Annotated in this window: 29 protein-coding genes, 4 tRNA genes and 1 pseudogene; 22 read left to right on the forward strand and 12 right to left on the reverse strand. The window is 68.5% G+C overall.

Annotated elements, in window-relative coordinates; genetic code table 11:
- Window positions 1-9: 9 nt before the first annotated feature.
- From ACIP8Z_RS18645 to ACIP8Z_RS18655, 3 genes are all read right to left on the reverse strand, one after another.
- Window positions 10-633, reverse strand: coding sequence for an alpha-ketoglutarate-dependent dioxygenase AlkB family protein (locus ACIP8Z_RS18645; RefSeq protein ID WP_402084651.1), 624 nt, complete (start codon window positions 631-633; stop codon window positions 10-12).
- A complete protein-coding gene (locus ACIP8Z_RS18650; RefSeq protein WP_402084653.1) occupies window positions 630-1,127 on the reverse strand; it encodes a methylated-DNA--[protein]-cysteine S-methyltransferase in 498 nt (165 codons plus the stop codon). Before ACIP8Z_RS18650 ends, ACIP8Z_RS18645 begins: the two co-directional genes overlap by 4 nt.
- 104 nt (window positions 1,128-1,231) lie before the next feature.
- A complete protein-coding gene (locus ACIP8Z_RS18655) occupies window positions 1,232-1,723 on the reverse strand; it encodes a YajQ family cyclic di-GMP-binding protein (RefSeq protein ID WP_402084656.1) in 492 nt (163 codons plus the stop codon).
- Between the two features lie 170 nt (window positions 1,724-1,893).
- Here ACIP8Z_RS18655 and ACIP8Z_RS18660 point away from each other — a divergent pair.
- Together ACIP8Z_RS18660 and ACIP8Z_RS18665 are read left to right on the forward strand one after the other, a co-directional pair.
- Window positions 1,894-1,975, forward strand: a tRNA-Tyr gene (locus ACIP8Z_RS18660).
- Between the two features lie 247 nt (window positions 1,976-2,222).
- Window positions 2,223-2,546: a hypothetical protein gene (locus tag ACIP8Z_RS18665; RefSeq protein ID WP_402084659.1), complete on the forward strand. Its 324-nt coding sequence runs from the start codon at window positions 2,223-2,225 to the stop codon at window positions 2,544-2,546.
- Here the strand turns inward: ACIP8Z_RS18665 and ACIP8Z_RS18670 are convergent.
- Window positions 2,543-2,911: a hypothetical protein gene (locus tag ACIP8Z_RS18670; RefSeq protein WP_402084662.1), complete on the reverse strand. Its 369-nt coding sequence runs from the start codon at window positions 2,909-2,911 to the stop codon at window positions 2,543-2,545. The genes ACIP8Z_RS18665 and ACIP8Z_RS18670 overlap by 4 nt on opposite strands.
- Before the next feature lie 248 nt (window positions 2,912-3,159).
- The gene (locus ACIP8Z_RS18675) at window positions 3,160-3,348 is read right to left on the reverse strand and encodes a hypothetical protein (protein WP_402084665.1); all 189 of its coding nucleotides are present in this window, start codon (window positions 3,346-3,348) and stop codon (window positions 3,160-3,162) included.
- Window positions 3,349-3,659: 311 nt separating this feature from the next.
- On the opposite strand from ACIP8Z_RS18675, the pseudogene ACIP8Z_RS18680 reads away from it, so the two are divergent.
- The 3 genes and pseudogenes from ACIP8Z_RS18680 to ACIP8Z_RS18690 all read left to right on the forward strand — a co-directional run bounded on the left by ACIP8Z_RS18680 (window position 3,660) and on the right by ACIP8Z_RS18690 (window position 5,225).
- Window positions 3,660-4,309: pseudogene (locus tag ACIP8Z_RS18680) on the forward strand (YdcF family protein).
- Window positions 4,310-4,440: 131 nt separating this feature from the next.
- Window positions 4,441-4,821 carry a hypothetical protein gene (locus ACIP8Z_RS18685; RefSeq protein ID WP_402084667.1) on the forward strand — a complete coding sequence of 127 codons (381 nt, stop codon included), beginning with the start codon at window positions 4,441-4,443 and terminating at the stop codon, window positions 4,819-4,821.
- Window positions 4,822-4,835: 14 nt separating this feature from the next.
- The gene (locus tag ACIP8Z_RS18690; protein WP_402084669.1) at window positions 4,836-5,225 is read left to right on the forward strand and encodes a hypothetical protein; all 390 of its coding nucleotides are present in this window, start codon (window positions 4,836-4,838) and stop codon (window positions 5,223-5,225) included.
- Window positions 5,226-5,320: 95 nt separating this feature from the next.
- Here ACIP8Z_RS18690 and ACIP8Z_RS18695 read toward each other — a convergent pair whose 3' ends face one another.
- From ACIP8Z_RS18695 to ACIP8Z_RS18710, 4 genes are all read right to left on the reverse strand, one after another.
- Window positions 5,321-7,006, reverse strand: coding sequence for a protein kinase (locus ACIP8Z_RS18695; RefSeq protein WP_402084672.1), 1,686 nt, complete (start codon window positions 7,004-7,006; stop codon window positions 5,321-5,323).
- 37 nt (window positions 7,007-7,043) lie between these two features.
- Window positions 7,044-7,370, reverse strand: coding sequence for a hypothetical protein (locus ACIP8Z_RS18700; RefSeq protein WP_402084675.1), 327 nt, complete (start codon window positions 7,368-7,370; stop codon window positions 7,044-7,046).
- A 373-nt stretch (window positions 7,371-7,743) separates the two neighbouring features.
- On the reverse strand, window positions 7,744-8,400 hold the full coding sequence (locus tag ACIP8Z_RS18705; RefSeq protein ID WP_402084678.1) for an SDR family oxidoreductase: 657 nt from the start codon (window positions 8,398-8,400) through the stop codon (window positions 7,744-7,746).
- Window positions 8,401-8,402: 2 nt separating this feature from the next.
- The gene (locus ACIP8Z_RS18710) at window positions 8,403-9,683 is read right to left on the reverse strand and encodes an amidohydrolase family protein (RefSeq protein WP_402084680.1); all 1,281 of its coding nucleotides are present in this window, start codon (window positions 9,681-9,683) and stop codon (window positions 8,403-8,405) included.
- A gap of 207 nt (window positions 9,684-9,890) precedes the next feature.
- On the opposite strand from ACIP8Z_RS18710, the gene ACIP8Z_RS18715 reads away from it, so the two are divergent.
- The 8 genes from ACIP8Z_RS18715 (at window position 9,891) to ACIP8Z_RS18750 (ending at window position 14,603) form a co-directional block, all read left to right on the forward strand.
- Window positions 9,891-9,963: transfer RNA gene (locus ACIP8Z_RS18715), tRNA-Thr, on the forward strand.
- 43 nt (window positions 9,964-10,006) lie between these two features.
- A tRNA-Met gene (locus tag ACIP8Z_RS18720) sits at window positions 10,007-10,079 on the forward strand.
- 86 nt (window positions 10,080-10,165) lie between these two features.
- Window positions 10,166-10,330, forward strand: coding sequence for a 50S ribosomal protein L33 (rpmG, locus tag ACIP8Z_RS18725; protein WP_003956487.1), 165 nt, complete (start codon window positions 10,166-10,168; stop codon window positions 10,328-10,330).
- A gap of 82 nt (window positions 10,331-10,412) precedes the next feature.
- The gene (locus ACIP8Z_RS18730) at window positions 10,413-10,865 is read left to right on the forward strand and encodes a MaoC family dehydratase N-terminal domain-containing protein (RefSeq protein ID WP_402084683.1); all 453 of its coding nucleotides are present in this window, start codon (window positions 10,413-10,415) and stop codon (window positions 10,863-10,865) included.
- Window positions 10,866-10,867: 2 nt separating this feature from the next.
- A complete protein-coding gene (locus ACIP8Z_RS18735; RefSeq protein ID WP_402084686.1) occupies window positions 10,868-11,296 on the forward strand; it encodes a MaoC family dehydratase in 429 nt (142 codons plus the stop codon).
- A gap of 78 nt (window positions 11,297-11,374) precedes the next feature.
- Window positions 11,375-11,944: a TetR/AcrR family transcriptional regulator gene (locus ACIP8Z_RS18740; RefSeq protein ID WP_402084688.1), complete on the forward strand. Its 570-nt coding sequence runs from the start codon at window positions 11,375-11,377 to the stop codon at window positions 11,942-11,944.
- A gap of 83 nt (window positions 11,945-12,027) precedes the next feature.
- Window positions 12,028-13,473 carry an MFS transporter gene (locus tag ACIP8Z_RS18745; RefSeq protein WP_402084690.1) on the forward strand — a complete coding sequence of 482 codons (1,446 nt, stop codon included), beginning with the start codon at window positions 12,028-12,030 and terminating at the stop codon, window positions 13,471-13,473.
- Window positions 13,474-13,493: 20 nt separating this feature from the next.
- The gene (locus ACIP8Z_RS18750; RefSeq protein ID WP_402085309.1) at window positions 13,494-14,603 is read left to right on the forward strand and encodes a UDP-N-acetylmuramate dehydrogenase; all 1,110 of its coding nucleotides are present in this window, start codon (window positions 13,494-13,496) and stop codon (window positions 14,601-14,603) included.
- A gap of 29 nt (window positions 14,604-14,632) precedes the next feature.
- Here ACIP8Z_RS18750 and ACIP8Z_RS18755 read toward each other — a convergent pair whose 3' ends face one another.
- The 3 genes from ACIP8Z_RS18755 to ACIP8Z_RS18765 form a co-directional block, all read right to left on the reverse strand.
- A complete protein-coding gene (locus ACIP8Z_RS18755; protein WP_402084692.1) occupies window positions 14,633-15,265 on the reverse strand; it encodes an NAD(P)-dependent oxidoreductase in 633 nt (210 codons plus the stop codon).
- A 16-nt stretch (window positions 15,266-15,281) separates the two neighbouring features.
- Window positions 15,282-16,304, reverse strand: a complete 1,023-nt coding sequence (locus ACIP8Z_RS18760) for an adenosine deaminase (RefSeq protein ID WP_402084695.1) — start codon at window positions 16,302-16,304, stop codon at window positions 15,282-15,284.
- 139 nt (window positions 16,305-16,443) lie between these two features.
- A complete protein-coding gene (locus tag ACIP8Z_RS18765) occupies window positions 16,444-17,670 on the reverse strand; it encodes a pyridoxal phosphate-dependent aminotransferase (protein WP_402084698.1) in 1,227 nt (408 codons plus the stop codon).
- Between the two features lie 207 nt (window positions 17,671-17,877).
- Here ACIP8Z_RS18765 and ACIP8Z_RS18770 point away from each other — a divergent pair.
- The 9 genes from ACIP8Z_RS18770 to rpoB all read left to right on the forward strand — a co-directional run bounded on the left by ACIP8Z_RS18770 (window position 17,878) and on the right by rpoB (window position 26,913).
- A tRNA-Trp gene (locus ACIP8Z_RS18770) sits at window positions 17,878-17,950 on the forward strand.
- Between the two features lie 103 nt (window positions 17,951-18,053).
- Window positions 18,054-18,341 carry a preprotein translocase subunit SecE gene (secE, locus tag ACIP8Z_RS18775; protein WP_015035534.1) on the forward strand — a complete coding sequence of 96 codons (288 nt, stop codon included), beginning with the start codon at window positions 18,054-18,056 and terminating at the stop codon, window positions 18,339-18,341.
- 44 nt (window positions 18,342-18,385) lie between these two features.
- Window positions 18,386-19,270, forward strand: a complete 885-nt coding sequence (gene nusG, locus ACIP8Z_RS18780; protein WP_402084701.1) for a transcription termination/antitermination protein NusG — start codon at window positions 18,386-18,388, stop codon at window positions 19,268-19,270.
- Between the two features lie 158 nt (window positions 19,271-19,428).
- Window positions 19,429-19,863 (forward strand): 50S ribosomal protein L11, encoded by a 435-nt coding sequence (gene rplK / locus ACIP8Z_RS18785; protein ID WP_030318720.1) that lies wholly within the window; start codon window positions 19,429-19,431, stop codon window positions 19,861-19,863.
- Between the two features lie 78 nt (window positions 19,864-19,941).
- Window positions 19,942-20,670 (forward strand): 50S ribosomal protein L1, encoded by a 729-nt coding sequence (gene rplA, locus ACIP8Z_RS18790; RefSeq protein WP_319310707.1) that lies wholly within the window; start codon window positions 19,942-19,944, stop codon window positions 20,668-20,670.
- 113 nt (window positions 20,671-20,783) lie between these two features.
- Complete coding sequence (locus ACIP8Z_RS18795; RefSeq protein ID WP_402084704.1) at window positions 20,784-21,608, forward strand: hypothetical protein; 825 nt, start codon at window positions 20,784-20,786, stop codon at window positions 21,606-21,608.
- A gap of 250 nt (window positions 21,609-21,858) precedes the next feature.
- Window positions 21,859-22,389 carry a 50S ribosomal protein L10 gene (gene rplJ, locus ACIP8Z_RS18800; RefSeq protein ID WP_319310705.1) on the forward strand — a complete coding sequence of 177 codons (531 nt, stop codon included), beginning with the start codon at window positions 21,859-21,861 and terminating at the stop codon, window positions 22,387-22,389.
- 109 nt (window positions 22,390-22,498) lie between these two features.
- Entirely contained in the window at window positions 22,499-22,882 is a 384-nt protein-coding gene (gene rplL / locus ACIP8Z_RS18805; protein WP_033202007.1) for a 50S ribosomal protein L7/L12, read from the forward strand.
- 548 nt (window positions 22,883-23,430) lie between these two features.
- Window positions 23,431-26,913 carry a DNA-directed RNA polymerase subunit beta gene (gene rpoB / locus ACIP8Z_RS18810; protein ID WP_030318711.1) on the forward strand — a complete coding sequence of 1,161 codons (3,483 nt, stop codon included), beginning with the start codon at window positions 23,431-23,433 and terminating at the stop codon, window positions 26,911-26,913.

The raw sequence follows: 26,913 nt of genomic DNA on the forward strand, positions 1-26,913 counted from the left end.
CGCCGCAGCCTAGAGCCCCGTCTCCCGCAGGGTGATGTTGAGTCGCCCCGCAAGCCCGAGCGAGGGATCGGCCGTCCCCGGCCAGACCTTCGGCACCCCGTGATGGACCCACCGCGACGCTCCGCCGAACACGAACAGATCACCGGAGGCCAGCTCGACGTCCTGGTACGGCCGTCCCCGGCTCTCCTCGTTGCCGAAGCGGAACACGCACCGGTCCCCGAGGCTCAGCGACACCACCGGCGCGCCCGAACGCTCCTCGCGGTCCTGGTGCATGCCCATCCGCGCCCCCGGCGCGTAGAAGTTCACCAGCGCGGTGTCGGGGGTGAACCCGCCGTCGTCCCCGTACGCCTCGGCGAGCGCCTCCCGGCCCAGGTCCACGAGCCAGTCGGGCAACGGAATGCCGACGGAGTCGAGATAGCGGTACGGCACCCACTGCCGGCCCAGGCACAGCGACCGCACCGACATGACCCCGCCGCCGGGCAGCACGGTCTGCCGGTACGGCACAGGCCCCCGCCCCCACTCCCGGCAGACGTCCACCAACTCCCGCTGCCGCGCGAACGGGAGCCACGCGGGCACGTGCACCGCGCCGGGCGCGATCGTCGCCCGCTCGCGGGGAAACAGCCCCTCGGTCACACGGGGGCTCCCTCCAGGCCGAGGAGCCGCTCCTTGCGGTCGAGCCCCGCTGCGTACCCGCGCAGGTGTCCGTCGGCCCCGATCACCCGGTGACAGGGCCGCACCACGAGCAGCGGATTGCGCCCGATCGCGGTCCCCACGGCCCGTACACCGGCGCCCGGGGAGCCGACCCGCCGGGCGATCTCCCCGTACGAGACGGTCGTGCCGTACGGGATCTCCTCCAGGGCCCGCCAGACGCGCTGCTGGAACGCGGTCCCGGCGTCGCCGTCGAGCGGCAGGTCGAACCGGTCGCGCCGCCCGGCGAAGTACTCACCGAGCTGCCCGGCGGCCTCGGCGAAGGCCTCGGGCGCCAGGGTCCACCCGTCCTCGACCTCGACGGCGCCCTTCTGCCCCGGCAGGGACAGCGAGCGCAGCACGGCACGGCCCCCTTCGGCGAGCTGCCCGACAAGCAGCATCTCGCCCAGGGGGCCGTCGACGTACGCGTACACGGTCATGGCTGGTTCCTCTCCCCGCACGGGTCTTCCACGTCCAGTGTGCGGGGCCCGCCGCGCCTCGGGCTGGCGGTATTCGGACACGAGCCTCACGACCCGCTACGAGGTCAGCGGTAGTTCACGAACTGGATCGCGAAGTCGAAGTCCTTGCCCTTGAGCAGCGCCTGCACGGCCTGCAGGTCGTCCCGGCTCTTCGAGCTGACCCGCAGCTCGTCACCCTGGACCTGCGCCTTGACGCCCTTGGGGCCCTCGTCGCGGATGGCCTTCGCGACCTTCTTGGCGTTCTCCTGGGAGATGCCCTCGGTGACCGACGCGAAGAGCTTGTACTCCTTGCCGGACAGCTGCGGCTCACCCTCGACGTCCAGCGCCTTCAGCGAGATGCCCCGCTTGATCAGCTTGGTCTGGAAGATGTCGAGGATCGCCATGACGCGCTCCTCGCCGTTGGCCTGCATGAGGATCTTCTCGCCCGACCACGAGATCGAGGCGTTGGTTCCCTTGAAGTCGTAGCGCTGCGAGATCTCCTTCACGGCCTGGTTGAGGGCGTTGTCGACCTCCTGCCGCTCGACCTTGGACACGATGTCGAAACTGGAGTCGGCCATGACTCGTGGCTCCTTGCTCGGATGCTTGGGGTACAGCCCAAAGCCTAGGGGGTGAGTCACGGCCCGAACCGCTGATCAATCCGGTGGCGAACCACCCTCCGGGATCGGGTATTGTTTACGTCGTTGCCACGGAACACCGCCGAAAAGCGGCTCCACGGCAGCGATCTCATGGCGATGTGCCCGAGTGGCCAATGGGAGCGGACTGTAAATCCGTCGGCTTAGCCTACCCAGGTTCGAATCCTGGCGTCGCCACGCGATAAGGACGGCCCCTGATCTGCGGAAACGCGATCAGGGGCCGTTTGCGTGTGTAAGTGGGACAAGGGGCTGACTGTCTCGCCCTGTGCCGCCTAATCACCCTCTCTACCAGCGTGTCTGGACGGGCTGTGGACGGGATTCAGTCCCTGCGCGGGGCGGTGGCCGGCGAGGCGCACAGCACGCCTCCCGCCCCTCGGGAAACGGGCTCGCCGATGATCCCTGCGCTCGTGGATACTCCCCTTCCGTGACAGCTGAGGGGAAGTTTCGCGAAGCGGCGACGCGGGTGGTTGACCTCGTCCTCACGGACGACTGCGTCTACCTGGACAACCTGCCGGATGCCGTGGAGATCGAGATCGTCACACCCTTGGCGCAGCTGGGGAGTGCGCTGCGCGCCGGATCGGCGGAGGAGCTCACGGAGTCAGCGGGCCTGTTTCTGGACTGCGCGGCCTTCGTGGCCCCCAAGATGCCGCAGGATCTCGCCGAGGCCGTGGACGACCTCAGAGCCGCCTTCCGCGGCTACACGTCCCGTCGGGGCTCCTCTCAAGTCCTTCGGAGCGAAGCCCCCTAGGGCCCGGACGGCGCCTCTGTGCGGTGCTGGTTCAGGCGGGCGGAGATCTTGGCATTCGCGGCCTCGTCGCCGCCCTTCAGGAACTTCGCGTAGACCCGGAAGAGCACGGCGACCGAGTGGCCGGCCCGCTGTGCGACGAGCTGAGGCTCGACGCCGGAACTGAGCCACGTCGAGACGGCGGCGTGACGAAGATCATAGGGACGCTTGGCCAGCTTCGTCTCCCGCTCGGCAGGGCTCAGGACGTCCTCACGGGCGCCCGCCCAGACCTCCCCGTAGCCGCTCTCCTGGACCATGCCGCCACGTGCGGTCCGGAACAGCCGGCCGTCGGCATGGGTGCCGTACAGGGTGACGTGCCATCGGAGCATCGAGACCAGCTCGGGCGGGATCGGTACGTAGCGGACCGTCTTCCGGGTGCGGTGCTTCAGGCCGCGTCGGTCGTGAGCCTCGCCGGTGTCCGTCCAGGAGCTACCCGAGCGTGCCCGGCTCTCACGGAGCCGAAGGAGGCCCCATCCGCGGCGGGGGAGGTCGCAGTCCTGGAGCCGTAAGCCGACCAGCTCCCCGGGACGGCGCCCGGCTTTGGCGAGACGGGGGCCGCCCTTCTTGCTGCCGTGGTTCAGAGGTTCTGGACGGTCTCGATGAGGGAGGCGGCCAGGGTGTTGATGGGCTTGGCGGCGCCGGTGGAGGCGAGGAACAAGCCGAAGCCGGCGGCGGTGAACGCGGCTCCGGCGCCGAGGGACTTGGAGCGGAGGAGGAAGAACAGGACGAGTCCGAAGAGCGCGACCAGTGAGACGGTCACGGCCATGGCGGTATCTCCTTTGACGGCGGTGCGGGGTGGCTGGGTAGGGTGCGGGCACCTCGGGTGCTGACAAGCTCGGGGGATTGGCCGACGGCGCGTCCGCCTAGCGCTGGCAAAGTGCGGGGTACGTCTCATGACGGGCGCCGTCGGCCGCTTCGTGTTCGGGGTCAGCGGGTGCCGGCGCGGTGGATCGCGCGGCTGTGGTTGGTCAGGCGCCGGCCGACGCGGAGCCGCTTGCCGTGGCCCTTGCACCGGCGACACGGCTTGGCCTTCTTGGGGCGTCCCTTGCGGTCGAGGACGGCCGCCCAGGAGAGTCAGTGATCTCCACGCAGGACTGGAGCGATGCCCACATCCTGGGGGCCTTTCAGCAGATGGGGCATGAGCCGCGGCCTTGCTCGGTGGGCATCGGTCTGGGCAGCCACGACCTCGGTGTGGCTGACGCGACCGTGGACCTCTACCGCCGAGGCATGTTCCCCCTGATCGTCTTCACCGGCGCCACGAGCTGCACCACTGAAGAGCAGATGCCCAAGGGCGAGGCCGAGCACTACCGGGAGCGTGCGCTCGAACTCGGGGTGCCGGCGTCTGCGATCCTCGTCGAGCCGAACGCCAGGAACACAGGCGAGAACGTCCGCTTCTCGCGGTCTCTGCTCGACGATCGCGGGGTCCAGGTGTCGTCGATCCTCCTCGTCAGCAAGCCGTACGAGGAACGACGTGCGTACGCAACTGCCCGCAAGCTGTGGCCCGAAGTCGACGTCGTGAGCGCGCCCCGGACATGCGGCTGGAGGAGTACCTCGACTCGATCGGCGACCCCCGCCTCGTCCTGGACATGCTGGTCGGGGCTCAGCAGCGGTTGCTGCTCTACCCGGAGCGGGGTTTCACGATCGCTCAGAACGTCCCGGAAGACGTGACCTCGACCTATGGGCGGTTGTGCAGCGCGGGGTATGTCAGCCGACTCATGGCGGAGTGAGTCGCAGTCGAGGTCTGGCGCTACTCCCCCTGGGGAGCAGGCTGCTGAGGCTGGCCCACGCGGGTGACTGTTCAGCGAGTCGTGGCGTGCATCAGCAGCATTAGAAAATCGAACAGACGTATGATTCGAGTGTGGCTGACACTCCTCCCTTCCCTGACGACCTGATCGAGACCCAGCAGCGTCTCCACCAGGCCCGCGCTGAGTACACGGACCTATGCCGGGCCCTGCCCTGGTCGGTGGAGCCGCTGCCCGGTTGGCCCGGCGCAGCGCACCCGCACACAGGAGAGGTCACGGGCGGCCGCGAAGCCTCTCCTGGGTACACGCCGGAGGAGGAGGCCGAGGAGAAGCGCCTGTGGGACCTGGTCCGGCAGCTGTCGGTCGCCGTGTCCACACATCCCTACTGGGCTGCTCTGGAGAAGGATGCGGGACTGGTGAAGGCCCGCATGGAGCTGAAGAAGCACCCGAAGGCCCAGCCGGACGCCGCGAGCGCCGCCGACGGCGGGGCGGAGTGAGCGGGGGCTCCGCCATGGGGATGCCGATAGCCAGACGGCTGGAGAAGAAGCGGACGCTCCTGGAGTGGCTGCGCTACCAGGCTGCGGTCACCGAGCGGGAGATACGCGAGCTGGAGTCGCAGGACGCCGAGGAGAAGCGGCGCCGGGAGGTCGCACGCCGCGAACGAGCTTGGGTGGTCTCGGCGCCCCGGAGCACCGAAGGGCATCCGGTGCTCCACCGGCGGAACTGCGGCCTCCGGGCCCGGTGCGGGGCCGGGGAACTCCTGGACCTCGACGGCGTGATGGGCGCGGTCGAAGAGCACCCGGACCTGCGGATGTGCGACGTGTGCGCGCCGTGGGGGAGCCTCGGCATCGACAAGCCCACCGACCGCCCTGCGCGGCCAGCGGAGCCCGAGTTTCCGTAGGGCTGCCCGCATCATCGTGGAGAGGCCCCGGGGGCTCTATCGCGTCCGCAGGATCGCTCCTGAAAGCGTCTTACCGGCTCCCAAGCCTCAGACGGCTACAACGCCTCAAGGGCCTGCCGCATTTCGTTGGCACTCTGGAACCTGAGGTCTGGGTCGGAGGAAAGGGCCTTTAGCATGAACTTGTCATACTGTGTGCCGAGCTCGGGGGAAATTTCGGACGGCAGTTCTACCCGACCGCTCATCCTGTTTTGGATCAGTTCGCCGAAGTCCTGGCCTTTGGATGGAGAAGTACCTGTAAGTAGTTCGCGAAAGACTAGCGCCATAGAATACAGGTCACTTGGCTCCCCCGGCTGCCTGGCAGCTGTGAGCGACTCGGGGGAGATGTAGGCGAGGGTGCCGATGATGGTTTGGGTGAGGCGATAATCGAAGGAATCTGGTCTTTTTCCTTTGAGTTGCGCCGCTCCAAAGTCCAGGAGCTTCACCGAGCCGTCCACGGTAAGCATCACATTCCCTGGCTTCACATCCCCATGGAGGATCCCGGCTGCGTGGGAATGTGCGAGGGCGCCGAGCGTTTCGTGGACCACTGCCACGGATTCCTCTGGGGACAGTCGATGATTCGAGATCACCGACTCCAAGGTCTCTCCTGCGATATATTCCATGACGATGTAGCCGGAAGGACGCTGATCGAGCACGTCGTAGACAGCTACGATCCCCGGATGGTTCAGGGAAGCAACCGCACGGGCTTCATTTAGCATCGCCTCGAATGCTGCGGCAAGTGAGAACATCGCTTGTTCAGGTACCAGTGAAGCGATGGGAGCGCCTTGAATCAGGGATGATCCCACCCACTTGACCGCGACAACGCGGTTCAAGGCAATATCCCACGCTCGAAAAACCCAACCGTTGCCCCCGTGGCCAAGGGTTCCCAGTACGCGGTACCTGCCGGCGAGTGGCTCTGCTTCTTTTTCGGGAGGAATTCCCTCGTTGGCCTTAAGGTCAATCCGCTTCGTTAGCGCAAGGAGCTCGTCGGCGGGCGTCCGGCGACGTGTCCCGGAGACGGTAGGGGTCTCGGGGCCAACCGTCGATCGATTGCGAGCGATCAAAGTGGACGCGGCTGTGTCGCCACCGGTGCAATCGGGGCGGGGGCGGCCCTTGGCTTTAAGGGTGTCCCTGATCCATTCGTAGGCTCGTTGGATGCTGATGTGGGATGGGTCCCCCGGAATTCCTTGGTTGAGAACATTCAGGAGTTCGCCAGTGAATGCTGTATAGGACTCGCCGGGAGGTGCCAGCGAAACTCTATCGTCGCGGGCAGATGTCAGTACAATCGTTCCACTAGCAGCAGCCTCGGATTTCACCAGGCTTGAGGCAGAGGAGTCTGACATCAAACCTCGCTTGTGCACCTTTCCACTGAAACAGCTATCGATGATTGCGATTCGACGTAGCGTCTTGGAGCGTGTAAGGGGTTTGCTGAGCCACTCGTAAGCGACGCACGTCCAAGGCTCCTTATCTGCCGAGCCTTGAAGAGTTAGATAAAAGCGGGATTCCTCATCGAGTACACCGTGCCCGGCGAAATAGACAAGCAGCGTATCCGTGGCCGAATCTGCCGCCGCTTGCACTGCGCCCACGATCTCTGAGGCCGTTTTTGGATCTGCGACAACGGTGCAATTCTCCGTCGGTAGCCCCCATCCATCGCTGGATGTCAGGAAGGTGCGCAACGCTTCGAGATTGTTCTTGATTGCCGGGATGTTCTCGAAACTCTCGTAGTGGGAAGTGCCAATCAGCACTGCGCGAGAGGTCGAGGGGTCAGGGAGACCGTTCACACTACTCAGCCGAGAGAGCGCTGGCGATACGGGCGGCGAGTTCCGGATCATCGGTGTCTACCGTGACTCGGGTGCCCTCACGCTCGATGACCACGACGGGCGGCTTTGTGCGGGAGCGACGCCAGAGAGAGACAGCAAGTACGAGGTTGGCCACCTGGAAACCGCTGTCCACAGCGAGCTGGATCGCGTCGAAGGCCACACCCATGTCGCCTGGCTTGGCTGGAGGCGAGGTCAGGGTGATGGTTGCGGAGTCGCCCAGTTCCTCGTCATCTCGCAGCCACTGCGTCAACTGCTGCAAGTCTTCGCCACCGTTGAGGTCTTCGGTCAAAGCTACACGGTACGTGGTCATAGCATCCCCCTCAGCGACTACCCGTTGTGGCTGCTGAGTGTAGGACGTCGTGGACGCGCCGCCCCCTCAGCGAGGCAAGCTCCGCGGGGCCTGCTGGCACGTCTCCAGCGACAGTTGATGGTGGTCCACAGAGGCTTGGCTGGGCGAGACGCGGACGGTGACTACGTCGGCAGGCGCTGGAGACGATGCTCTGGCAGGTCAGCCCGTATGTGGGGGCGTGAGGGCCAGAAGTCTGTAAATCCGTCGGCTTAGCCTACCCAGGTTCGAATCCTGGCGTCGCCACGCGAAACGGAAGGTCCCCGGTGCTTGCACCGGGGACCTTCCTTCGTTTCCGGGCGCGGTGCCGGAGCTGTCAGTTTCCGGCCACGTCCTTCACCGCGACCGAGACCGGGGTCGAGCCCGAGACCAGTTCCAGGGTCAGGCCGGCCGTCGCCGGGGTGTCCAGGAGTTCGGCGATCGTCGCCGCGACGTCGTCGCGGGGCACCGTGCCGGGGCCCGTGCGGGCCTCCAGGCGGACCAGGCCCGTGCCCGCGTCGTCCGTGAGGGTCCCGGGGCGCAGGATCGTCCAGTCCAGGGCCGTACGGGAGCGGATGTCGTCGTCGGCCGCGCCCTTGGCGCGCAGGTAGACGTCGAAGACCCCGTCGCCCTCGTGCGTGGCGTCCGCGCCCATCGACGAGACGACGATGTACCGGCGCACGCCCGCGCGTTCGGCCCCGTCGGCGAAGAGGACCGCCGCCGCGCGGTCCACCGTGTCCTTGCGGTCCACGCTGCTGCCCGGGCCCGCGCCGGCCGCGAAGACGGCCGCGTCGGCGCCCTGGAGCACGGCGGCGACCATCTCGACCGACGCCGACTCCAGGTCCAGGACGACGGGCTCGGCCCCCGCGTCCCGCAGGTCCCCCGCCTCTTCCGGTTTGCGGATGATGCCCGCGACCTCGTGCCCGTGCGCGGAGAGCAGCCTCTCCAGGCGCAGGGCGATCTGTCCGTGTCCTCCAGCGATGACGATGCGCATACTCACGACCGTACGACGGGACCGGCCGAAGGGCTTCCCGGCTCGGGCGGCCGCTCCGGACGTGTCTGGCGGGGCAGGTCGAGCGCCGCCGCCGAGTCGCAGTACTCGCGCACCGCGCTCGTCCGGGCCACCACCCGCCCCCGGTGCACCACGATCCGGCTGTACGCGAGGGACAGCACGCCCGACAGGCGTTCGCCGCGCACCGCGAGCAGCTCCGCCGGGAAACCGGCCTCGACCCGCACCTCCGGCAGCCCCATCGCCGCCCGCGCCTCCGCGCTCACCGCCGCGTACGCCTCCTCCGCGGGCAGCCCGCCGAGCGAGGCGAGGAGGTACGCCGCCTCCAGCGGATCGCCGCGTCCCACCGGGTTGGCCACGTCCCGCATCGCCCCGCTGCCCGCCGCGAGCCGCACCCCGGCCGCCCGCAACAGTCGTACCGGCGCCGCGCCGCGCAGCTCCGTGCCCCCGCAGCCGCCCTGCGGCAGGCACACCACGGTCACGCCGGCCGCCGCGAGGCCGTCCGCCGCCCGCCGCGCCGCGTCGGAGGGGAGCCGGCCGAGGCCCGCGCACGGTCCGATCGTCACGCCGGGCCGCAGCCCGCCGGCCATCGCCGCGAGCCGGGCGAGCCGGGCCGGGTCGTCCCCGTCGGCGTGCAGGTCGACCGGTACGCCGTGCTCGGCGGCGACCTCCAGGACCGCCTCCACGTACCCCGCCGGGTCCGGGTCGAGGTCCGGGCAGCCGCCCACCACCCCGGCGCCCATCTTCACCGCGTCCCGCAGCATCGCGAGTCCGTCCGCGCCGGCCACCCCGGTGAGCAGCCTCGGCACCGCGACCGCGGTGAGGTCCACGAGGCCGCGCAGCGAGCGCCGGGCCTGGAGGACGGCTTCGAGCGGGCCGAGCCCGTGGACGTCGCCGATCCGGACGTGCGCGCGCTGCGCGGTCGCGCCGTGGCCGAGCTGGAGCAGCGCCGCCTCGGTGGCCCGGCGCTGGACCTCCTCGGGGGCGTACGAGACGGGCCCGGGGGAGTCGGCGGAGAGCGCGGTGTCGGAGTGGGCGTGGGGTTCGGCGGCGGCGGGCAGCAGCAGATAGCCGGCGAGGTCCACGCGCGCGCCCACGGCGGTGAGGCTGCCGGCGGTGCCGACGGCCTCGATCCGGCCGCCGACGAGCCGGACGTCCACGGTCCGCCCGTCGGTGAGCCGTGCGTGGGAGAGCAGGAGCGAGGTCGAGTCGGCCGTGGTGGCGGCCCCGTCCTCGGGCGGCTGGGGCTGCTTGCTTTCGGCTGACATCGGGGCTCCTCAAGGCTCCTCAAGATCAAGATCACGAAGCGTGGGGCAGAGCCTAGGGGCGCTCGGACCGAGCTTCGAGGAGGAGCGCAATAGTCGTACCGATGAGGCCACGAGTGGCGTACGGGACTCCTGGTGAGGACCGTCGCGAGGGCGCCGCGAAACGGATTTGGGTGATGGGCCGGAGACCGTGTAATGTCTTCCTCGCTCGCCCCAATAGCTCAGTCGGTAGAGCGTCTCCATGGTAAGGAGAAGGTCTACGGTTCGATTCCGTATTGGGGCTCTGGTGAGAAGGACCCGCCTTAGGGCGGGATCCGGATCATCAAAGCGGTGTAGCTCAGTCGGTAGAGCAAGCGGCTCATAATCGCTGTGTCACCGGTTCAAGTCCGGTCACCGCTACACACGGTAGCCGATTGTGGGGTCGGTCCTTCGATCGGCTACTCTTTTATGCGTTCATCCGTCCCATCCGTCCAAGGAGCACTCACGTGGCTGCCACCGACGTCCGCCCGAAGATCACGCTGGCCTGCGTGGAGTGCAAGGAGCGGAACTACATCACCAAGAAGAACCGGCGTAACAACCCGGACCGTCTTGAGATGAAGAAGCACTGCCCCCGCTGCAACTCGCACACTGCACACCGCGAGACGCGCTAATCAGGCTCGCACACGAGGCCGTCCCCACTCGGGGGCGGCCTCGTGTCGTTTGTCGGCAACAGATCCAGGAGGTATCGAGTCCATGGCGCTCGACCAGTCCTTCGTGGGCCGGACCTATCCGCCCACCCCGCCCTACGAGGTCGGCCGCGAGAAGATCCGCGAGTTCGCCGAGGCGATCGGGGACGCGAATCCCGCCTACGCCGACCAGGAAGCGGCCAAGGAGCTCGGGCACCCCGATGTGATCGCTCCGCCGACGTTCGTGTTCGCCATCACATTCAAGGCGGCCGGCGCGGTCATCGAGGACCCCCAGCTGGGTCTGGACTACAGCCGGGTCGTCCACGGCGACCAGAAGTTCGTCTACACGCGGCCGGTGCACGCCGGTGACCGGCTCTCGGTCACCTCCACCATCGAGGCGATCAAGTCCCTCGCGGGCAACGACATCCTGGACATCCGCGGCGAGGTCCACGACGAGTCCGGCGAGCACGTCGTGACCGCCTGGACGAAGCTCGTCTCCCGCGCACCCGAGGGGGCCTGACCATGACCGCGAAGATCGCCTACGACGAGGTCGAGGTCGGCACCGAGCTGCCCGCGCAGACCTTTCCCGTGACCCGCGCCACACTCGTCCGGTACGCCGGCGCCTCCGGGGACTTCAACCCCATCCACTGGAACGAGAAGTTCGCGGTGGAGGTGGGCCTTCCCGACGTCATCGCCCACGGCATGTTCACCATGGCCGAGGCGATCCGCGTCGTCACCGACTGGGCCGGTGACCCCGCCGCCGTCGTCGAGTACGGCGTCCGCTTCACCAAGCTCGTCGTCGTCCCCAACGACGGGACCGGTGCGCTGGTCGAGGTCAGCGCCAAGGTCGCCGCGAAGCTGGACGACCAGCGGGTGCGGGTCGACCTGACCGCGATGTGTGCGGGCCAGAAGGTCCTGGGCATGTCCCGGGCCGTGGTCCGGCTCGCGTAGGGACCAGGGGCGGCTGCGGGAAGCAGCCGCCCCGGCTCGCCCTTGACCAAGTTAGTGATTGAGTACTAACTTATTTCCATGGCCAGGATGAGTGCGGAAGAGCGGCGCGAGAGCGTGATCCGGGCCGCGATGACAGAGTTCAGCCGCGGCGGGTACTACGGCACGTCCACCGAGGCGATCGCCAAGCGCGTCGGCGTCTCGCAGCCGTACCTCTTCCGGCTCTTCCCCGGCAAGAAGGCCATCTTCCTGGCCGCCTCCGAGCGCTGTATCAGCGACACCGTCCGTGTCTTCGAGGAGGCCTCGGAGGGGTTGTCGGGCGAGGAGGCCCTGCATGCCATGGCCAACGCGTACACCAGGATCATCGCCGAGGATCCCGACCGGCTCCTGATGCAGATGCAGGTGTACGTGACCGTCGCCGCCGCCGAGGCGGCCGGCGACCACGAGTTCGGCGAGGCCGTGCGGGCCGGCTGGACGGAGCTCTGGGAGACCGTCCACCTCGCGCTCGGCGCGGACGCCGACGAGACCACGACCTTCCTGGCGTACGGGATGCTCATCAACACCCTCGTCGCCATGGGTTTTCCGCCCGAGCACCGGGTCTGGGAGGGGTTCTACCCCTCGGCCCGCCGCCTCGGCCGCCTGGAGAAGTAGCAGCGCCACCACCACGCCCACCGGCATTTTCATGACCGTGAAAGTTAGTCAGTAATAACTAACCTGAGATCTGAGGGGCAGTAATGAACCAGCCAGCAGCCCGCCGCGGTTCCGCCGCCTGGGCACTCGTCATCACCAGCGCCGCGGGCTTCATGGCGGCCCTCGACAACCTCGTCGTCACCACCGCCCTCCCCTCGATCCGCGAGGACCTCGGCGGAGCACTGCACGACCTCGAATGGACGGTGAGCGCGTACACCCTCACGTTCGCCGTCCTCCTCATGTTCGGCGCCGCCCTCGGCGACCGCTTCGGGCGCCGCCGCCTCTTCATCGTCGGACTCACCGTCTTCACCGGCGCCTCCGCCGCGGCCGCCCTCGCCCCCGGCATCGACGCCCTGATCGCCGCCCGCGCCGTCCAGGGCGTCGGCGCCGCGATCATGATGCCGCTCACCCTCACCCTGCTCACCGCGGCCGTCCCGGCCGCCAAGCGCGGCACCGCCTTCGGCATCTGGGGCGCCGTCCAGGGACTCGCCGTCGCCTCGGGCCCCCTCATCGGCGGCGTCCTCACCGAGCACCTCTCCTGGCAGTGGATCTTCTGGCTGAACGTCCCGCTCGGCCTCGCCCTGCTGCCGCTCGCCCGGCTGCGCCTCGCCGAGTCGCACGGCACCGGCGCCCCGCTCGACATCACCGGCACACTCCTCGCCAGCGGCGGCCTCTTCGGCATCGTGTACGCGCTGATCCGCGGCCCGATCGACGGCTGGACCTCCCTGACCGTCCTCACCGGGCTCATCGCCGGCACCGTGCTCATCGGCGGCTTCATCCGCCACGGCATACGCGCCAAGGCACCCATGCTGCCCATGCGGCTCTTCCGCAACCGCGCCTTCGCCGGGATCAACGCGGCCAGCCTGCTGATGTTCCTCGGCATGTTCGGCTCGATCTTCCTGCTCAGCCAGTACATGCAGGGCGTCCTCGGCTACTCGCCCACCGAGGCCGGGCTGCGGATGCTGCCCTGGACCGGCATGCCGATGATCGTCGCGCCCCTCGCGGGCGCCCTCTCCGACCGCGTCGGCGGCCGCCCGGTCGTCGCCGCCGGCCTCGCCCTCCAGGCGGTCGGCCTCGCCTGGTTCGCGCTCGTCCTGACCCCCGACGCCTCGTACGCCGCCCAGCTCCCCGCCCTCGTCGTGAGCGGCATCGGCATGGCGCTGTACTTCGCACCGGCCGCCAACCTCGTGATGTCCAGCGTCCGCCCGTCCGAGCAGGGCATCGCCTCCGGCGCCAACAACGCGCTCCGCGAGGTCGGCGGCGCGCTCGGCGTCGCCGTGATGGCCTCGATCTTCGCCGCCCAGGGCGGCTACGAGTCCGGCCAGAGCTTCGTCGACGGCCTGCTGCCCGCGCTGTGGGTCGGCGCGGGGGCGGTGGCCCTCGGCGCGGTGGCGGTGCTGTTCGCGCCGTCGCGGCGCCAGGAGGCCCGACGGAAGGCCGAGGCGGCGGCCGAGGCGGAGGCCGGGGAGAAGGACCTGGTCGCCGTGTGAGCGGGCCCCGCGCCGTCCTGATGGGGAGACGAAACGTCTCCCCATCAGGACGGCCCCGTACTCTTGAGCCCGTGCAGCCTCTTCTCGACGCCCCCCTCGCGCCCCTGACCACCTTCCGGCTCGGCGGTCCCGCGGCCCGGCTCGTCACCGCCACCACGGACGACGAGGTGGTCGCGGCCGTACGCGAGGCCGACGACACGGGGACGCCGCTGCTGATCATCGGCGGCGGTTCCAACCTCGTCATCGGCGACAAGGGCTTCGACGGCACCGCCCTGCGGATCGCGACCGAGGGCTTCGCCCTCGACGGGACCACGCTGGAGCTCGCCGCCGGCGAGGTCTGGACCGACGCCGTCGCCCGCACCGTCGAGGCCGGGCTCGCCGGGATCGAGTGCCTGGCCGGCATCCCCGGCTCGGCCGGCGCGACCCCGATCCAGAACGTCGGCGCGTACGGGCAGGACGTCTCCGCCACCGTGACCGAGGTCGTCGCCTACGACCGGCGCGCCGAGGAGACCGTCACCCTCACCAACGCCGAGTGCGCCTTCTCGTACCGCCACAGCCTCTTCAAGGAGCACCCCGAGCGGTACGTGGTGCTCCGGGTCCGCTTCGAGCTGGAGGACGCGGACGGCCTGTCCGCGCCGATCAAGTACGCCGAGACCGCCCGCGCCCTCGGCGTCGGGGCGGGCGACCGGGTGCCGCTCGCCCAGGCCCGCGAGACCGTCCTGCGGCTGCGCGCCGGCAAGGGCATGGTCCTGGACCCCGCGGACCACGACACCTGGTCCGCCGGCTCCTTCTTCACCAACCCGATCCTCACGGCGGGGGAGTACGAGACCTTCCTCACGCGCGTGGCAGGGCGCCTCGGCGCGGACGTCACCCCGCCGGCCTTCCCCGCGGGCGAGGACGGCGCCGTGAAGACCTCCGCCGCCTGGCTGATCGACAAGGCCGGGTTCACCAAGGGATACGGCTCCGGGCCCGCGCGGATCTCCACCAAGCACACGCTCGCGCTGACCAACCGGGGCGAGGCGACCACCGAGGACCTGCTCGCGCTGGCCCGTGAGGTCGTCGCCGGGGTCCACGAGGCGTTCGGCATCACGCTGGTCAACGAGCCCGTGACGGTCGGCGTAGCCCTGTAGGGCGTCCGGTACGCGGCCTGGTACGCGAACTAGTACGCGACTCCCACGCCCTGCCGGACCGTGGCCGGGTCGTCGATCATCGCCAGCATCGCGTGCGCCACGTCCGCGCGGGACAGGGAGCGGCCCCGCGACGGGGTGCCGCCGACGACCGTGCGGTAGCGGCCGGTGCCCTGCTTGTCCGTCAGCCGGGGCGGCCGAACCGAGGTCCAGTCCGTGCTGCTCGCGGCGAGGTCCGACTCCATGACCCGCAGATCGGCGTAGACGTCCTTCAGGACGTTCTCGACCACCGCGAGGACGGCCCTGTCCAGGAAGCCCTGACCGTCCGGGACCGGGCCGAGCGGGGCCGCGCTCACCACCAGGAGCCGGCGGACCTTCTCCGCCTCCATGGCCGTGAGCACCGAACGGGTCAGCCGGGCGGCCACACCCGCGTCCGCGCGTGACCGGGCCCCGAGGCCCGACAGCACCGCGTCCCGGCCCTTGAGAGCCCCGCGCAGGCGCTCCGGGTCGGAGAGGTCGGAGCGGAGCACCGTGAGCCGCGCGCCGGAAGCCGTGAGCCGCGCCGCGTCCCGGACGACCGCGGTCACCTCGTGGCCGGAGGCCAGCGCCTGGGCCACGATCTCGCGGCCGATGCCGCCGGTCGCGCCGAAGACCGTGAGCTTCATGTCGCACCCTCCTCCATCAGGCGGCCAGCCAGTCGTCGATCCCGGACAGCAGCTTCTGCCTGATGTCCTCCGGAGCCGCCGAGCCGCGGACCGACTGCCGGGCCAGTTCCGCCAGTTCCGGGTCCGTGAAGCCGTGGTGCCTGCGGGCGATCTCGTACTGCGCCGCCAGGCGGGAGCCGAAGAGCAGCGGGTCGTCCGCGCCGAGGGCCATCGGCACCCCCGCGTCGAAGAGCGTCCGCAGCGGGACGTCCTCGTGCTTCTCGTACACCCCGAGGGCCACGTTGGACGCCGGGCAGACCTCGCAGGTCACCCCGCGCTCCGCGAGCTTGCGCAGCAGCCGCGGGTCCTCGGCGGACCGGACTCCGTGGCCGACCCGGGACGCCCGCAGATCGTCCAGGCAGTCCCGTACGGACGCCGGACCCGTCAGTTCGCCGCCGTGCGGGGCCGCGAGCAGACCGCCGTCGCGCGCGATGGCGAAGGCCCGGTCGAAGTCCCGCGCCAGGCCGCGCCGCTCGTCGTTGGAGAGCCCGAAGCCGACGACGCCCCGGTCCGCGAACCGCACCGCGAGCCGGGCGAGCGTCCGCGCCTCCAGCGGGTGCTTCATCCGGTTCGCCGCGACGAGCACCCGCATCCCGAGGCCGGTCTCCCGCGAGGCCGCGTCGACCGCGTCGAGGATGATCTCCAGGGCCGGGATGAGTCCGCCCAGGTGCGGGGCGTACGAGGTGGGGTCGACCTGGATCTCCAGCCAGCCCGAGCCGTCCCGGACGTCCTCCTGGGCCGCCTCGCGGACGAGCCGCTGGATGTCCTCGGGGGCGCGCAGGCAGGAGCGGGCGATGTCGTACAGCCGCTGGAAGCGGAACCAGCCGCGCTCGTCGGTCGCCCGCAGCTTCGGAGGCGTACCACCGCTCAGCGCCTCGGGAAGGTGCACGCCGTACTTGTCGGCCAGCTCGATCAGGGTGGTGGGCCGCATCGAACCGGTGAAGTGCAGGTGCAGATGGGCCTTGGGCAGCTGGGTGAGGTCGCGGTAAACGTGCTCCATCGGCTGATACTGCCGCACCCGAATGGACGAAGACACCCCGTTTCCCCGATCGGGACCTTGCTAGAACGGAAAAACGGGCCCCCGGCTCCGAAGAACCGGGGGCCCGCCATCACCCAGGAACGTTACCGGCTGGTCCCGCTCAGCCCGTCGCCTCGGCGAGGAGCTTCTGCAGCCGGGACACGCCCTCCACCAGGTCGTCGTCACCCAGCGCGTACGACAGGCGCAGGTAGCCCGGCGTGCCGAAGGCCTCGCCGGGGACGACCGCGACCTCGGCCTCGTCCAGGATCAGGGCGGCCAGCTCGACGGAGGTCTGCGGGCGCTTGCCGCGGATCTCCTTGCCGAGCAGGGCCTTCACCGAGGGGTACACGTAGAAGGCGCCCTCCGGGGTCGGGCACAGGACGCCTTCGATCTCGTTGAGCATCCGCACGATGGTCTGGCGGCGGCGGTCGAAGGCGCGCCCCATCTCCGCGACGGCGTCCAGGTTGCCCGAGACGGCGGCGAGGGCGGCGATCTGCGCCACGTTGCTCACGTTGGACGTGGCGTGCGACTGCAGGTTCGTCGCGGCCTTGACGACGTCCTTCGGGCCGATGATCCACCCCACGCGCCAGCCGGTCATCGCGTACGTCTTGGCGACGCCGTTGACCACGATGCACTTGTCGCGCAGCTCCGGCATGACGGACGGCAGGGAGACGGCGGAGGCGCCGCCGTACACCAGGTGCTCGTAGATCTCGTCCGTGAGGACCCACAGACCGTGCTCGACGGCCCAGCGGCCGATCGCCTCGGTCTCGGCCTCGCTGTAGACGGCGCCGGTCGGGTTCGACGGCGAGACGAAGAGGACGACCTTGGTCTTCTCCGTGCGGGCCGCCTCCAGCTGCTCCACCGAGACCCGGTAGCCGGTGGTCTCGTCGGCCACGACCTCCACCGGGACACCGCCCGCGAGGCGGATCGACTCCGGGTACGTCGTCCAGTACGGCGCCGGGACGATGACCTCGTCGCCCGGGTCGAGGATCGCGGCGAACGCCTCGTAGATCGCCTGCTTGCCGCCGTTGGTCACCAGGACCTGGGAGGCGTCGACCTCGTAGCCGGAGTCGCGCAGCGTCTTGGCGGCGATGGCGGCCTTCAGCTCCGGCAGACCGCCGGCCGGCGTGTAGCGGTGGTACTTCGGGTTCTTGCAGGCCTCGACGGCCGCGTCGACGATGTAGTCCGGGGTCGGGAAGTCGGGCTCACCCGCGCCGAAACCGATCACCGGGCGCCCGGCGGCCTTGAGGGCCTTGGCCTTGGCGTCGACGGCGAGGGTGGCGGACTCGGAGATCGCACCGATCCGGGCGGAGACCCGACGCTCGGTGGGAGGGGTAGCAGCGCTCATACGGCCCATCGTCCCAGACCTCATCAAGGCCCGGCACACAGGTTTCACGGACCGGACAGGAACGGTCATTCCCGGTCGTACGCGCGTCCGACGGCAGGTCGGTCGTGGTTTCTGTTCGACGCGGGGGCCCCTGACCACGTATGCTCACTCCTCGTTGGCCCGCACCGACCGCATCTCACGATGCGGTACGTTGAGGGGCACCAGCAAAGGGTCGTAGCTCAATTGGTAGAGCACCGGTCTCCAAAACCGGCGGTTGGGGGTTCAAGTCCCTCCGGCCCTGCTACACACACCGCCAGGTGTTGTGCGCATGTACGTACTTCATTGCACCGCCGTGCGGCTCCACCCGGGCGCGGCACGGCCGACCCGGAATCAGGTGAGAGATCGTGACGGACGCCGTAGGCTCCATCGACATGCCTGATGCCGATGACGAGGCCGCAGAGTCGAAGAAGAAGTCCCGCAAGGGCGGGAAGCGCGGAAAGAAGGGCCCCCTGGGCCGTCTCGCGCTCTTCTACCGCCAGATCGTCGCGGAACTCCGCAAGGTCGTCTGGCCCACGCGCAGCCAGCTCTCGACGTACACCACCGTGGTGATTGTCTTCGTCGTCATCATGATCGGCCTTGTCACCGTGATTGACTATGGCTTCCAGGAAGCAGTCAAGTACGTCTTCGGCTGACTTTTTGTTCCACCCCATCTGTATCGCAGGAAGAAGCAGCCACCGTGTCTGACGCGAACCTGAACGACGCCTTCGAGTCCGAGTCCGTCGAGGACGAGCTGGACATCGTCGAGGCCGCCGACGAGGACCAGGCAGACGCTGCTGACGACGTTGCCGGCGAGGCCGCCGAGGAAGCCGCTCTCCACGTCGAGGACGAGGACGAGGACGAGGCGGAGACCGACGAGGACGCCGACGCCGAGGGTGACGAGGACGACGAGTCCGTCGCCGACGAGGTCGAGGACGCCGAGGAGGAGGCCGAGCCGGCCGCCCCGGTCGACCCGGTCGCCGCGCTCCGCGAGGAGCTGCGCACCCTGCCCGGCGAGTGGTACGTCATCCACACCTACGCGGGCTACGAGAAGCGCGTGAAGGCCAACCTCGAGCAGCGTGCCGTCTCGCTCAACGTCGAGGACTTCATCTACCAGGCCGAGGTCCCCGAGGAAGAGATCGTCCAGATCAAGGGCGGCGAGCGGAAGAACGTCAAGCAGAACAAGCTTCCCGGGTACGTTCTCGTCCGCATGGACCTGACGAACGAGTCCTGGGGCGTCGTCCGCAACACCCCCGGCGTCACCGGCTTCGTGGGCAACGCCTACGACCCGTACCCGCTGACCCTGGACGAGATCGTCAAGATGCTCGCCCCGGAGGCCGAGGAGAAGGCCGCCCGCGAGGCCGCCGAGGCCGAGGGCAAGCCGGCTCCGGCCCGCAAGCTGGAGGTCCAGGTGCTGGACTTCGAGGTCGGCGACTCGGTCACCGTCACCGACGGCCCCTTCGCCACCCTCCAGGCGACGATCAACGAGATCAACCCCGACTCGAAGAAGGTCAAGGGCCTCGTCGAGATCTTCGGTCGCGAGACCCCGGTCGAGCTCAGCTTCGACCAGATCCAGAAGAACTGATCTCACAAGTTTCCGACCAGGTCAGAGTGGCTGTCACAGCCGCTCTGACCTGCTCGGTTTTTGGCCGCGCGTCTATACCCGTTATCGTTGTGCGGTATGCCTCCATCCGGATGACCGGATGGCGGGCTGAACACTCTCACTAGGACCCGGAGAGAGCAATGCCTCCCAAGAAGAAGAAGGTCACGGGGCTTATCAAGCTCCAGATCAACGCTGGTGCGGCCAACCCGGCCCCGCCGGTCGGTCCCGCGCTGGGCCAGCACGGCGTCAACATCATGGAGTTCTGCAAGGCCTACAACGCCGCGACCGAGTCGCAGCGTGGCATGGTCGTGCCGGTGGAGATCACGGTCTACGAAGACCGCTCCTTCACCTTCATCACCAAGACTCCGCCGGCCGCCAAGCTGATCCTCAAGGCCGCTGGTGTGGACAAGGGCTCCGGCGAGCCGCACAAGACCAAGGTCGCCAAGCTCACGGCTGCCCAGGTGCGCGAGATCGCCACGGTCAAGCTCCCCGACCTGAACGCCAACGACCTGGACGCCGCGTCCAAGATCATCGCTGGCACCGCCCGTTCCATGGGCATCACGGTCGAGGGCTGATCAGCCCCCTCGTGACCCAGTGGTAGGGCCAGCGCCGGCCCGCACCACGACTCCACACCTGAACCAACAGGAGAAGCAGTGAAGCGCAGCAAGACCCTCCGCGCAGCGGACGCCAAGATCGACAGCGAGAAGCTCTACGCTCCTCTCGAGGCCGTCCGTCTCGCCAAGGAGACCTCCAGCACCAAGTTCGACGGCACCGTCGAGGTCGCCTTCCGCCTGGGCGTCGACCCGCGCAAGGCCGACCAGATGGTCCGTGGCACCGTGAACCTTCCGCACGGCACCGGCAAGACCGCCCGGGTCCTGGTCTTCGCGACCGGTGACCGTGCCGAGGCCGCGATCGCCGCGGGCGCCGACATCGTCGGCTCCGACGAGCTCATCGACGAGATCTCCAAGGGCAACCGCCTGAACGAGTTCGACGCCGTTGTGGCCACCCCGGACCTCATGGGCAAGGTCGGCCGCCTCGGCCGCGTCCTCGGCCCGCGTGGTCTCATGCCGAACCCCAAGGTCGGCACCGTCACCCCCGATGTCGCCAAGGCTGTCAACGACATCAAGGGCGGCAAGATCGAGTTCCGCGTCGACAAGCACTCGAACCTGCACTTCATCATCGGCAAGGTCTCCTTCGATGACACGAAGCTGGTCGAGAACTACGCCGCGGCCCTGGACGAGATCCTCCGTCTGAAGCCGTCCGCCGCGAAGGGTCGCTACATCAAGAAGGCGACCATCACGACGACGATGGGCCCCGGCATCCCGCTGGACTCGAACCGCACCCGCAACCTCCTCGTCGAGGAGGACCCGGCCGCGGTCTGAACCTCATCGGTTCGCTGAGTGGTCAGCCGGCCCCGCGCCTCTTCGGAGGTGCGGGGCCGGCTTTTTGTTACGGTCCGGGGGACCGCACGACGCCGATCAAGGGTGGAACACGCATGGGCAGGTCCGCAGGGAAGCGCGCGGCCTTCGCACTGGCGGCCGTGGTGGTCGTGGCGGGCGCCTCGGGCTGCGAGGACGGCGCCAGCGGTACGAAGCCGGGGGCGTCCTCCGCCTCACCGGCCGCGCAGAGCCGGGAGGAGGCCACGAAGGCCGTCCGGGCCGCGTACGGCAAGACCGCGGAGGCCAAGAGCGCCAAGGTCGAGATGCGCCTCGTCGTGAGCGGCACCCAGGGGGCCGGCAGCAGTACGTTCACCGGGGTCCAGGGATGGAGCCCGTCGGTCGCGGACCTGAAGGTCACCGATTCCTCGTACCTGGCCGACATCCCGGGCGCTCCCGTGGAGACGCGCGCGATCGCGTCCGGCGGGACCACCTACATGGACGTCGGTGCCGCGCAGGCCGCGCAGACGGGTGGCAAGCGCTGGATGAGGATCGACCCCGAGCAGGCCGCGAGGGAGGACGAGCTGCTGACACAGCTCACCGCCGGCCTGTCCACGGTGAACCAGGACCCGGCGAAGGAACTCGGGCTCCTCGCCGAAGCGCCTTCGGTGCGGCACATCGGCCCCGTGACGGACGACGACGTGAAGGCCCAGGCCTACGAGGGCGAGCCCGCCGGGGGCAAGCACGTGGAGGTCTGGATCGGCGCGGACGGCTATCCGGTACGGATGATCGTCGAGACGACGACGGACAAGACGCTGACGAAACTGACCACGGACTACACCGGCTACGGCACCGGCGCCGCCGTCCAGGCCCCGCCCACCGAGGACACCTTCGACTTCATGGAACTGCTGAAGAAGATCGTGGCCGGGGGCGGTCAGGGCTGATTTGCCCCCGGGCGTGTCGGTCACGTACTCTTCCGAGGAAGCCAAAGACCGCTGGTCGTCACTGTGCCGTCAAGGTGCGGTGGCCGAAGGATTCGCTGCGACGCGAACGACCCGCGCAGGTGATTGTGGATGAGTTCCCGGATCTTCGTGATGCGGTTGAGCTGAGCCCCGAGCGCCTGCGCCCGGGGCGTTTTTGTTGTGGCAGTGCCTTCTGAGCGGTCCTCATCACCCGGAAGGAGGCCGACGCTCTATGGCAAGGCCCGACAAGGCTGCCGCGGTAGCCGAGCTTGAGGACAAGTTCCGCAGCTCGAACGCCGTCGTGCTGACCTCGTACACGGGGCTCACCGTGGCGCAGCTGAAGACGCTGCGTCGTTCGCTCGGTGAGAACGCCCAGTACGCCGTGGTGAAGAACACGCTGACCAAGATTGCGGCCAACCAGGCCGGCATCTCCGCGCTGGACGACCAGCTTGCTGGTTCGACCGCGGCCGCCTTCGTCACCGGTGACCCGGTGGAGTCGGCGAAGGCTCTGCGTGACTTCGCCAAGGACAACCCGAACCTCGTCATCAAGGGCGGTGTCCTTGACGGCAAGGCGCTGTCCGCCGACGAGTTCAAGAAGCTCGCGGACCTCGAGTCCCGCGAGGTTCTGCTCAGCAAGCTGGCCGGCGCGTTCAAGGGCAAGCAGTCCCAGACTGCCTCGCTCCTGCAGGCGCTGCCGTCGAAGTTCGTCCGCACCGCGGAGGCGCTTCGCGTCAAGCTCGCCGAGCAGGGCGGTGCCGAGTAATTCGGCTCGCGTCATGATCTGCGCCGCCTAGGCGCAGGTCGTAGCGGGCCGTAACGCCCGCCTCTCTATACATCCGGCACCTGCCGAATTAGTGGAAGGATCGCCCATCATGGCGAAGCTCTCTCAGGACGACCTCCTCGCCCAGTTCGAGGAGATGACCCTCATCGAGCTCTCCGAGTTCGTGAAGGCCTTCGAGGAGAAGTTCGACGTCACCGCCGCCGCGGCCGTCGCCGTTGCCGGCCCCGCCGTGGGTGGCGCTGCCCCCGAGGCCGCCGAGGAGCAGGACGAGTTCGACGTCATCCTCGAGGGTGCCGGCGACAAGAAGATCCAGGTCATCAAGGTCGTGCGCGAGCTCACCTCCCTGGGCCTCAAGGAGGCCAAGGACCTCGTCGACGGCACCCCGAAGCCGGTCCTCGAGAAGGTCGCGAAGGAGGCCGCCGAGAAGGCTGCCGAGTCCCTCAAGGCCGCCGGCGCCTCCGTCACGGTCAAGTAAGACCGTTTCGAGTCGCTGAAGCTGACTCCCGCCCCCGTGTAACGCGGGGGCATCGAAAGGCGATCACCCTTCTGGGTGGTCGCCTTTCGGCGTTCCCGGGAAGGGCGTGGCGGGGGGCCCGAGGGCCTTCGGTGGCGGAGTATGGTGATCTTCGCCGTGCGCCCCGCAGACCGGGGGGCCTTGACGAACCGCACGCAGCGCGCAATTCTCAGGACGCGTCGTCACAACGATCCGTTTCCGAGGCATGGATCGACGACTGAACGGGCAGTATCGAGGTGCGCCACACGGCGCGAGGTACCGCGGAGTTGAGAGCAACGAGGGTCGCGAATTATTCGCCCTGGACATCAGTGAGCCAAGTGGCTACACTGACCCTTTGCGCTGCCTGTTAGCTGCCCCCTGCCCGTCACCAGGGGCATACCTTCGCATCCGCTTCGTGGACCGACCCTCTCTGAGCTGGCCCTTTGGTCGTATCAGGAAAAGTCTGCCGTGAAGCGATGCAGGGGACCGGTACGCGCGTAGTGAGTCCGAGCCCTCGGAAGGACCCCCTCTTGGCCGCCTCGCGCAACGCCTCGACCAATACGAACAACGGCGCAAGCACCGCCCCGCTGCGCATCTCCTTTGCAAAGATCAAGGAGCCCCTCGAGGTTCCGAACCTCCTCGCGCTGCAGACCGAGAGCTTTGACTGGCTGCTCGGCAACGCCGCCTGGAAGGCTCGCGTCGAGGCTGCCCTTGAGTCGGGACAGGACGTCCCCAGGAAGTCCGGTCTGGAAGAGATCTTCGAGGAGATCTCGCCGATCGAGGACTTCTCCGGGTCGATGTCGCTGACCTTCCGCGACCACCGCTTCGAGCCGCCGAAGAACTCGATCGACGAGTGCAAGGACCGTGACTTCACGTACGGCGCCCCGCTCTTCGTCACCGCCGAGTTCACCAACAACGAGACCGGCGAGATCAAGTCCCAGACGGTCTTCATGGGCGACTTCCCGCTCATGACGAACAAGGGCACCTTCGTCATCAACGGCACCGAGCGTGTCGTGGTGTCGCAGCTGGTCCGTTCGCCGGGTGTCTACTTCGACTCCTCCATCGACAAGACGTCCGACAAGGACATCTTCTCGGCCAAGATCATCCCGTCCCGGGGTGCCTGGCTGGAGATGGAGATCGACAAGCGCGACCTGGTCGGTGTCCGCATCGACCGCAAGCGCAAGCAGTCCGTCACCGTCCTCCTCAAGGCTCTCGGCTGGACCACCGAGCAGATCCTGCAGGAGTTCGGCGAGTACGAGTCCATGCGCGCCACCCTGGAGAAGGACCACACCCAGGGCCAGGACGACGCGCTGCTCGACATCTACCGCAAGCTGCGTCCGGGCGAGCCGCCGACCCGTGAGGCCGCTCAGACGCTGCTCGAGAACCTCTACTTCAACCCGAAGCGCTACGACCTCGCCAAGGTCGGCCGCTACAAGGTGAACAAGAAGCTCGGCGCCGACGAGCCGCTGGACGCCGGCGTGCTCACCACCGATGACGTCATCGCCACGATCAAGTACCTGGTCAAGCTCCACGCGGGCGAGACCGAGACGATCGGCGAGAACGGCAACGAGATCGTCGTCGAGACCGACGACATCGACCACTTCGGCAACCGTCGTCTGCGCAACGTCGGCGAGCTCATCCAGAACCAGGTCCGCACGGGTCTGGCTCGTATGGAGCGCGTCGTGCGCGAGCGCATGACCACCCAGGACGTCGAGGCGATCACGCCGCAGACCCTGATCAACATCCGGCCGGTCGTCGCCTCCATCAAGGAGTTCTTCGGCACCAGCCAGCTGTCGCAGTTCATGGACCAGAACAACCCGCTGTCGGGTCTGACGCACAAGCGTCGTCTCTCGGCGCTGGGCCCTGGTGGTCTGTCCCGTGAGCGGGCCGGCTTCGAGGTCCGAGACGTGCACCCGTCCCACTACGGACGCATGTGCCCGATCGAGACCCCCGAAGGCCCGAACATCGGTCTGATCGGTTCGCTCGCCTCGTACGGCCGCGTCAACGCGTTCGGCTTCATCGAGACGCCGTACCGCAAGGTCGTCGACGGCCAGGTCACCGACGAGGTCGACTACGTCACCGCCGACGAGGAGGACCGCTTCGTCATCGCGCAGGCCAACGCCGCGCTCAACGACGACCTGCAGTTCACCGAGCCCCGTGTCCTGGTGCGTAAGCGTGGCGGCGAGGTCGACTACGTCGAGCCGTCGGACGTGGACTACATGGACGTCTCGCCGCGCCAGATGGTGTCGGTCGCGACCGCCATGATCCCGTTCCTCGAGCACGACGACGCCAACCGTGCCCTCATGGGCGCGAACATGATGCGTCAGGCGGTGCCGCTGATTAAGTCGGAGGCCCCGCTCGTCGGCACCGGCATGGAGTACCGCTGTGCCACCGACGCCGGCGACGTGCTCAAGGCCGAGAAGGACGGTGTCGTCCAGGAGCTCTCCGCGGACTACGTCACCGTCGCCAACGACGACGGCACGTACATCACGTACCGCCTGCACAAGTTCTCGCGCTCGAACCAGGGCACCTCGGTCAACCAGAAGGTCGTCGTCGACGAGGGCGACCGCGTGATCGAGGGCCAGGTCCTCGCCGACGGTCCCGCCACCGAAGACGGCGAGATGGCGCTCGGCAAGAACCTGCTCGTGGCGTTCATGCCGTGGGAGGGTCACAACTACGAGGACGCGATCATCCTGTCGCAGCGCCTCGTGCAGGACGACGTCCTCTCCTCGATCCACATCGAGGAGCACGAGGTCGACGCCCGTGACACCAAGCTCGGCCCGGAGGAGATCACCCGGGACATCCCGAACGTCTCCGAGGAGGTCCTCGCCGACCTCGACGAGCGCGGCATCATCCGTATCGGTGCCGAGGTCGTCGCCGGCGACATCCTCGTCGGCAAGGTCACGCCCAAGGGTGAGACCGAGCTGACCCCGGAGGAGCGCCTGCTCCGCGCGATCTTCGGTGAGAAGGCCCGTGAGGTCCGTGACACCTCGCTGAAGGTGCCGCACGGCGAGATCGGCAAGATCATCGGCGTCCGCGTCTTCGACCGCGAGGAGGGCGACGAGCTTCCCCCGGGCGTGAACCAGCTGGTCCGCGTCTACGTCGCCCAGAAGCGCAAGATCACCGACGGTGACAAGCTCGCCGGCCGTCACGGCAACAAGGGCGTCATCTCGAAGATCCTGCCGATCGAGGACATGCCGTTCCTGGAGGACGGCACCCCGGTCGACATCATCCTCAACCCGCTGGGTGTCCCGTCCCGAATGAACCCGGGACAGGTCCTGGAGATCCACCTCGGCTGGCTCGCCAGCCGCGGCTGGGACGTCTCCGGCCTCGCGGACGAGTGGGCGCAGCGCCTCCAGGTGATCGGCGCCGACAAGGTCGCCCCCGGCACCAACGTCGCCACCCCGGTCTTCGACGGTGCGCGTGAGGACGAGCTCGCGGGTCTGCTGAACCACACCATCCCGAACCGCGACGGAGAGCGCATGGTGCTCCCGACCGGTAAGGCGAGGCTGTTCGACGGCCGCTCCGGCGAGCCGTTCCCGGACCCGATCTCGGTCGGGTACATGTACATCCTCAAGCTCCACCACCTGGTCGACGACAAGCTCCACGCCCGGTCGACCGGCCCGTACTCGATGATCACCCAGCAGCCGCTGGGTGGTAAGGCCCAGTTCGGTGGCCAGCGCTTCGGTGAGATGGAGGTGTGGGCGCTGGAGGCGTACGGCGCCGCTTACGCCCTCCAGGAGCTGCTGACGATCAAGTCCGACGACGTGACCGGCCGCGTGAAGGTCTACGAGGCCATCGTCAAGGGCGAGAACATCCCTGAGCCCGGCATCCCCGAGTCCTTCAAGGTGCTCATCAAGGAGATGCAGTCCCTGTGCCTCAACGTGGAGGTGCTGTCCTCGGACGGCATGTCCATCGAGATGCGCGACACCGACGAGGACGTCTTCCGCGCAGCGGAGGAGCTCGGCATCGACCTGTCCCGGCGCGAGCCGAGCAGCGTCGAAGAGGTCTGA

Source organism: Streptomyces sp. NPDC088553 (assembly GCF_044752965.1).
Classification (GTDB): Bacteria; Actinomycetota; Actinomycetes; order Streptomycetales; family Streptomycetaceae; genus Streptomyces.

Bases quoted from the DNA above. Each gene is read 5' to 3' on its own strand.
- ACIP8Z_RS18705 (WP_402084678.1), bottom strand. From the start codon at position 8,400: ATGCGCATCGTCATCGCTGGAGGACACGGACAGATCGCCCTGCGCCTG.
- ACIP8Z_RS18740 (WP_402084688.1), top strand. From the start codon at position 11,375: ATGGCCAGGATGAGTGCGGAAGAGCGGCGCGAGAGCGTGATCCGGGCC.
- rplK (WP_030318720.1), top strand. From the start codon at position 19,429: ATGCCTCCCAAGAAGAAGAAGGTCACGGGGCTTATCAAGCTCCAGATC.
- ACIP8Z_RS18745 (WP_402084690.1), top strand. From the start codon at position 12,028: ATGAACCAGCCAGCAGCCCGCCGCGGTTCCGCCGCCTGGGCACTCGTC.
- ACIP8Z_RS18750 (WP_402085309.1), top strand. From the start codon at position 13,494: ATGGGGAGACGAAACGTCTCCCCATCAGGACGGCCCCGTACTCTTGAG.
- ACIP8Z_RS18755 (WP_402084692.1), bottom strand. From the start codon at position 15,265: ATGAAGCTCACGGTCTTCGGCGCGACCGGCGGCATCGGCCGCGAGATC.
- ACIP8Z_RS18690 (WP_402084669.1), top strand. From the start codon at position 4,836: ATGGGGATGCCGATAGCCAGACGGCTGGAGAAGAAGCGGACGCTCCTG.
- ACIP8Z_RS18760 (WP_402084695.1), bottom strand. From the start codon at position 16,304: ATGGAGCACGTTTACCGCGACCTCACCCAGCTGCCCAAGGCCCATCTG.
- ACIP8Z_RS18650 (WP_402084653.1), bottom strand. From the start codon at position 1,127: ATGACCGTGTACGCGTACGTCGACGGCCCCCTGGGCGAGATGCTGCTT.
- ACIP8Z_RS18655 (WP_402084656.1), bottom strand. From the start codon at position 1,723: ATGGCCGACTCCAGTTTCGACATCGTGTCCAAGGTCGAGCGGCAGGAG.
- ACIP8Z_RS18795 (WP_402084704.1), top strand. From the start codon at position 20,784: ATGGGCAGGTCCGCAGGGAAGCGCGCGGCCTTCGCACTGGCGGCCGTG.
- rplL (WP_033202007.1), top strand. From the start codon at position 22,499: ATGGCGAAGCTCTCTCAGGACGACCTCCTCGCCCAGTTCGAGGAGATG.
- ACIP8Z_RS18670 (WP_402084662.1), bottom strand. From the start codon at position 2,911: ATGCTCCGATGGCACGTCACCCTGTACGGCACCCATGCCGACGGCCGG.
- ACIP8Z_RS18735 (WP_402084686.1), top strand. From the start codon at position 10,868: ATGACCGCGAAGATCGCCTACGACGAGGTCGAGGTCGGCACCGAGCTG.
- ACIP8Z_RS18730 (WP_402084683.1), top strand. From the start codon at position 10,413: ATGGCGCTCGACCAGTCCTTCGTGGGCCGGACCTATCCGCCCACCCCG.
- ACIP8Z_RS18675 (WP_402084665.1), bottom strand. From the start codon at position 3,348: ATGGCCGTGACCGTCTCACTGGTCGCGCTCTTCGGACTCGTCCTGTTC.
- rplJ (WP_319310705.1), top strand. From the start codon at position 21,859: ATGGCAAGGCCCGACAAGGCTGCCGCGGTAGCCGAGCTTGAGGACAAG.
- ACIP8Z_RS18710 (WP_402084680.1), bottom strand. From the start codon at position 9,683: ATGTCAGCCGAAAGCAAGCAGCCCCAGCCGCCCGAGGACGGGGCCGCC.
- ACIP8Z_RS18765 (WP_402084698.1), bottom strand. From the start codon at position 17,670: ATGAGCGCTGCTACCCCTCCCACCGAGCGTCGGGTCTCCGCCCGGATC.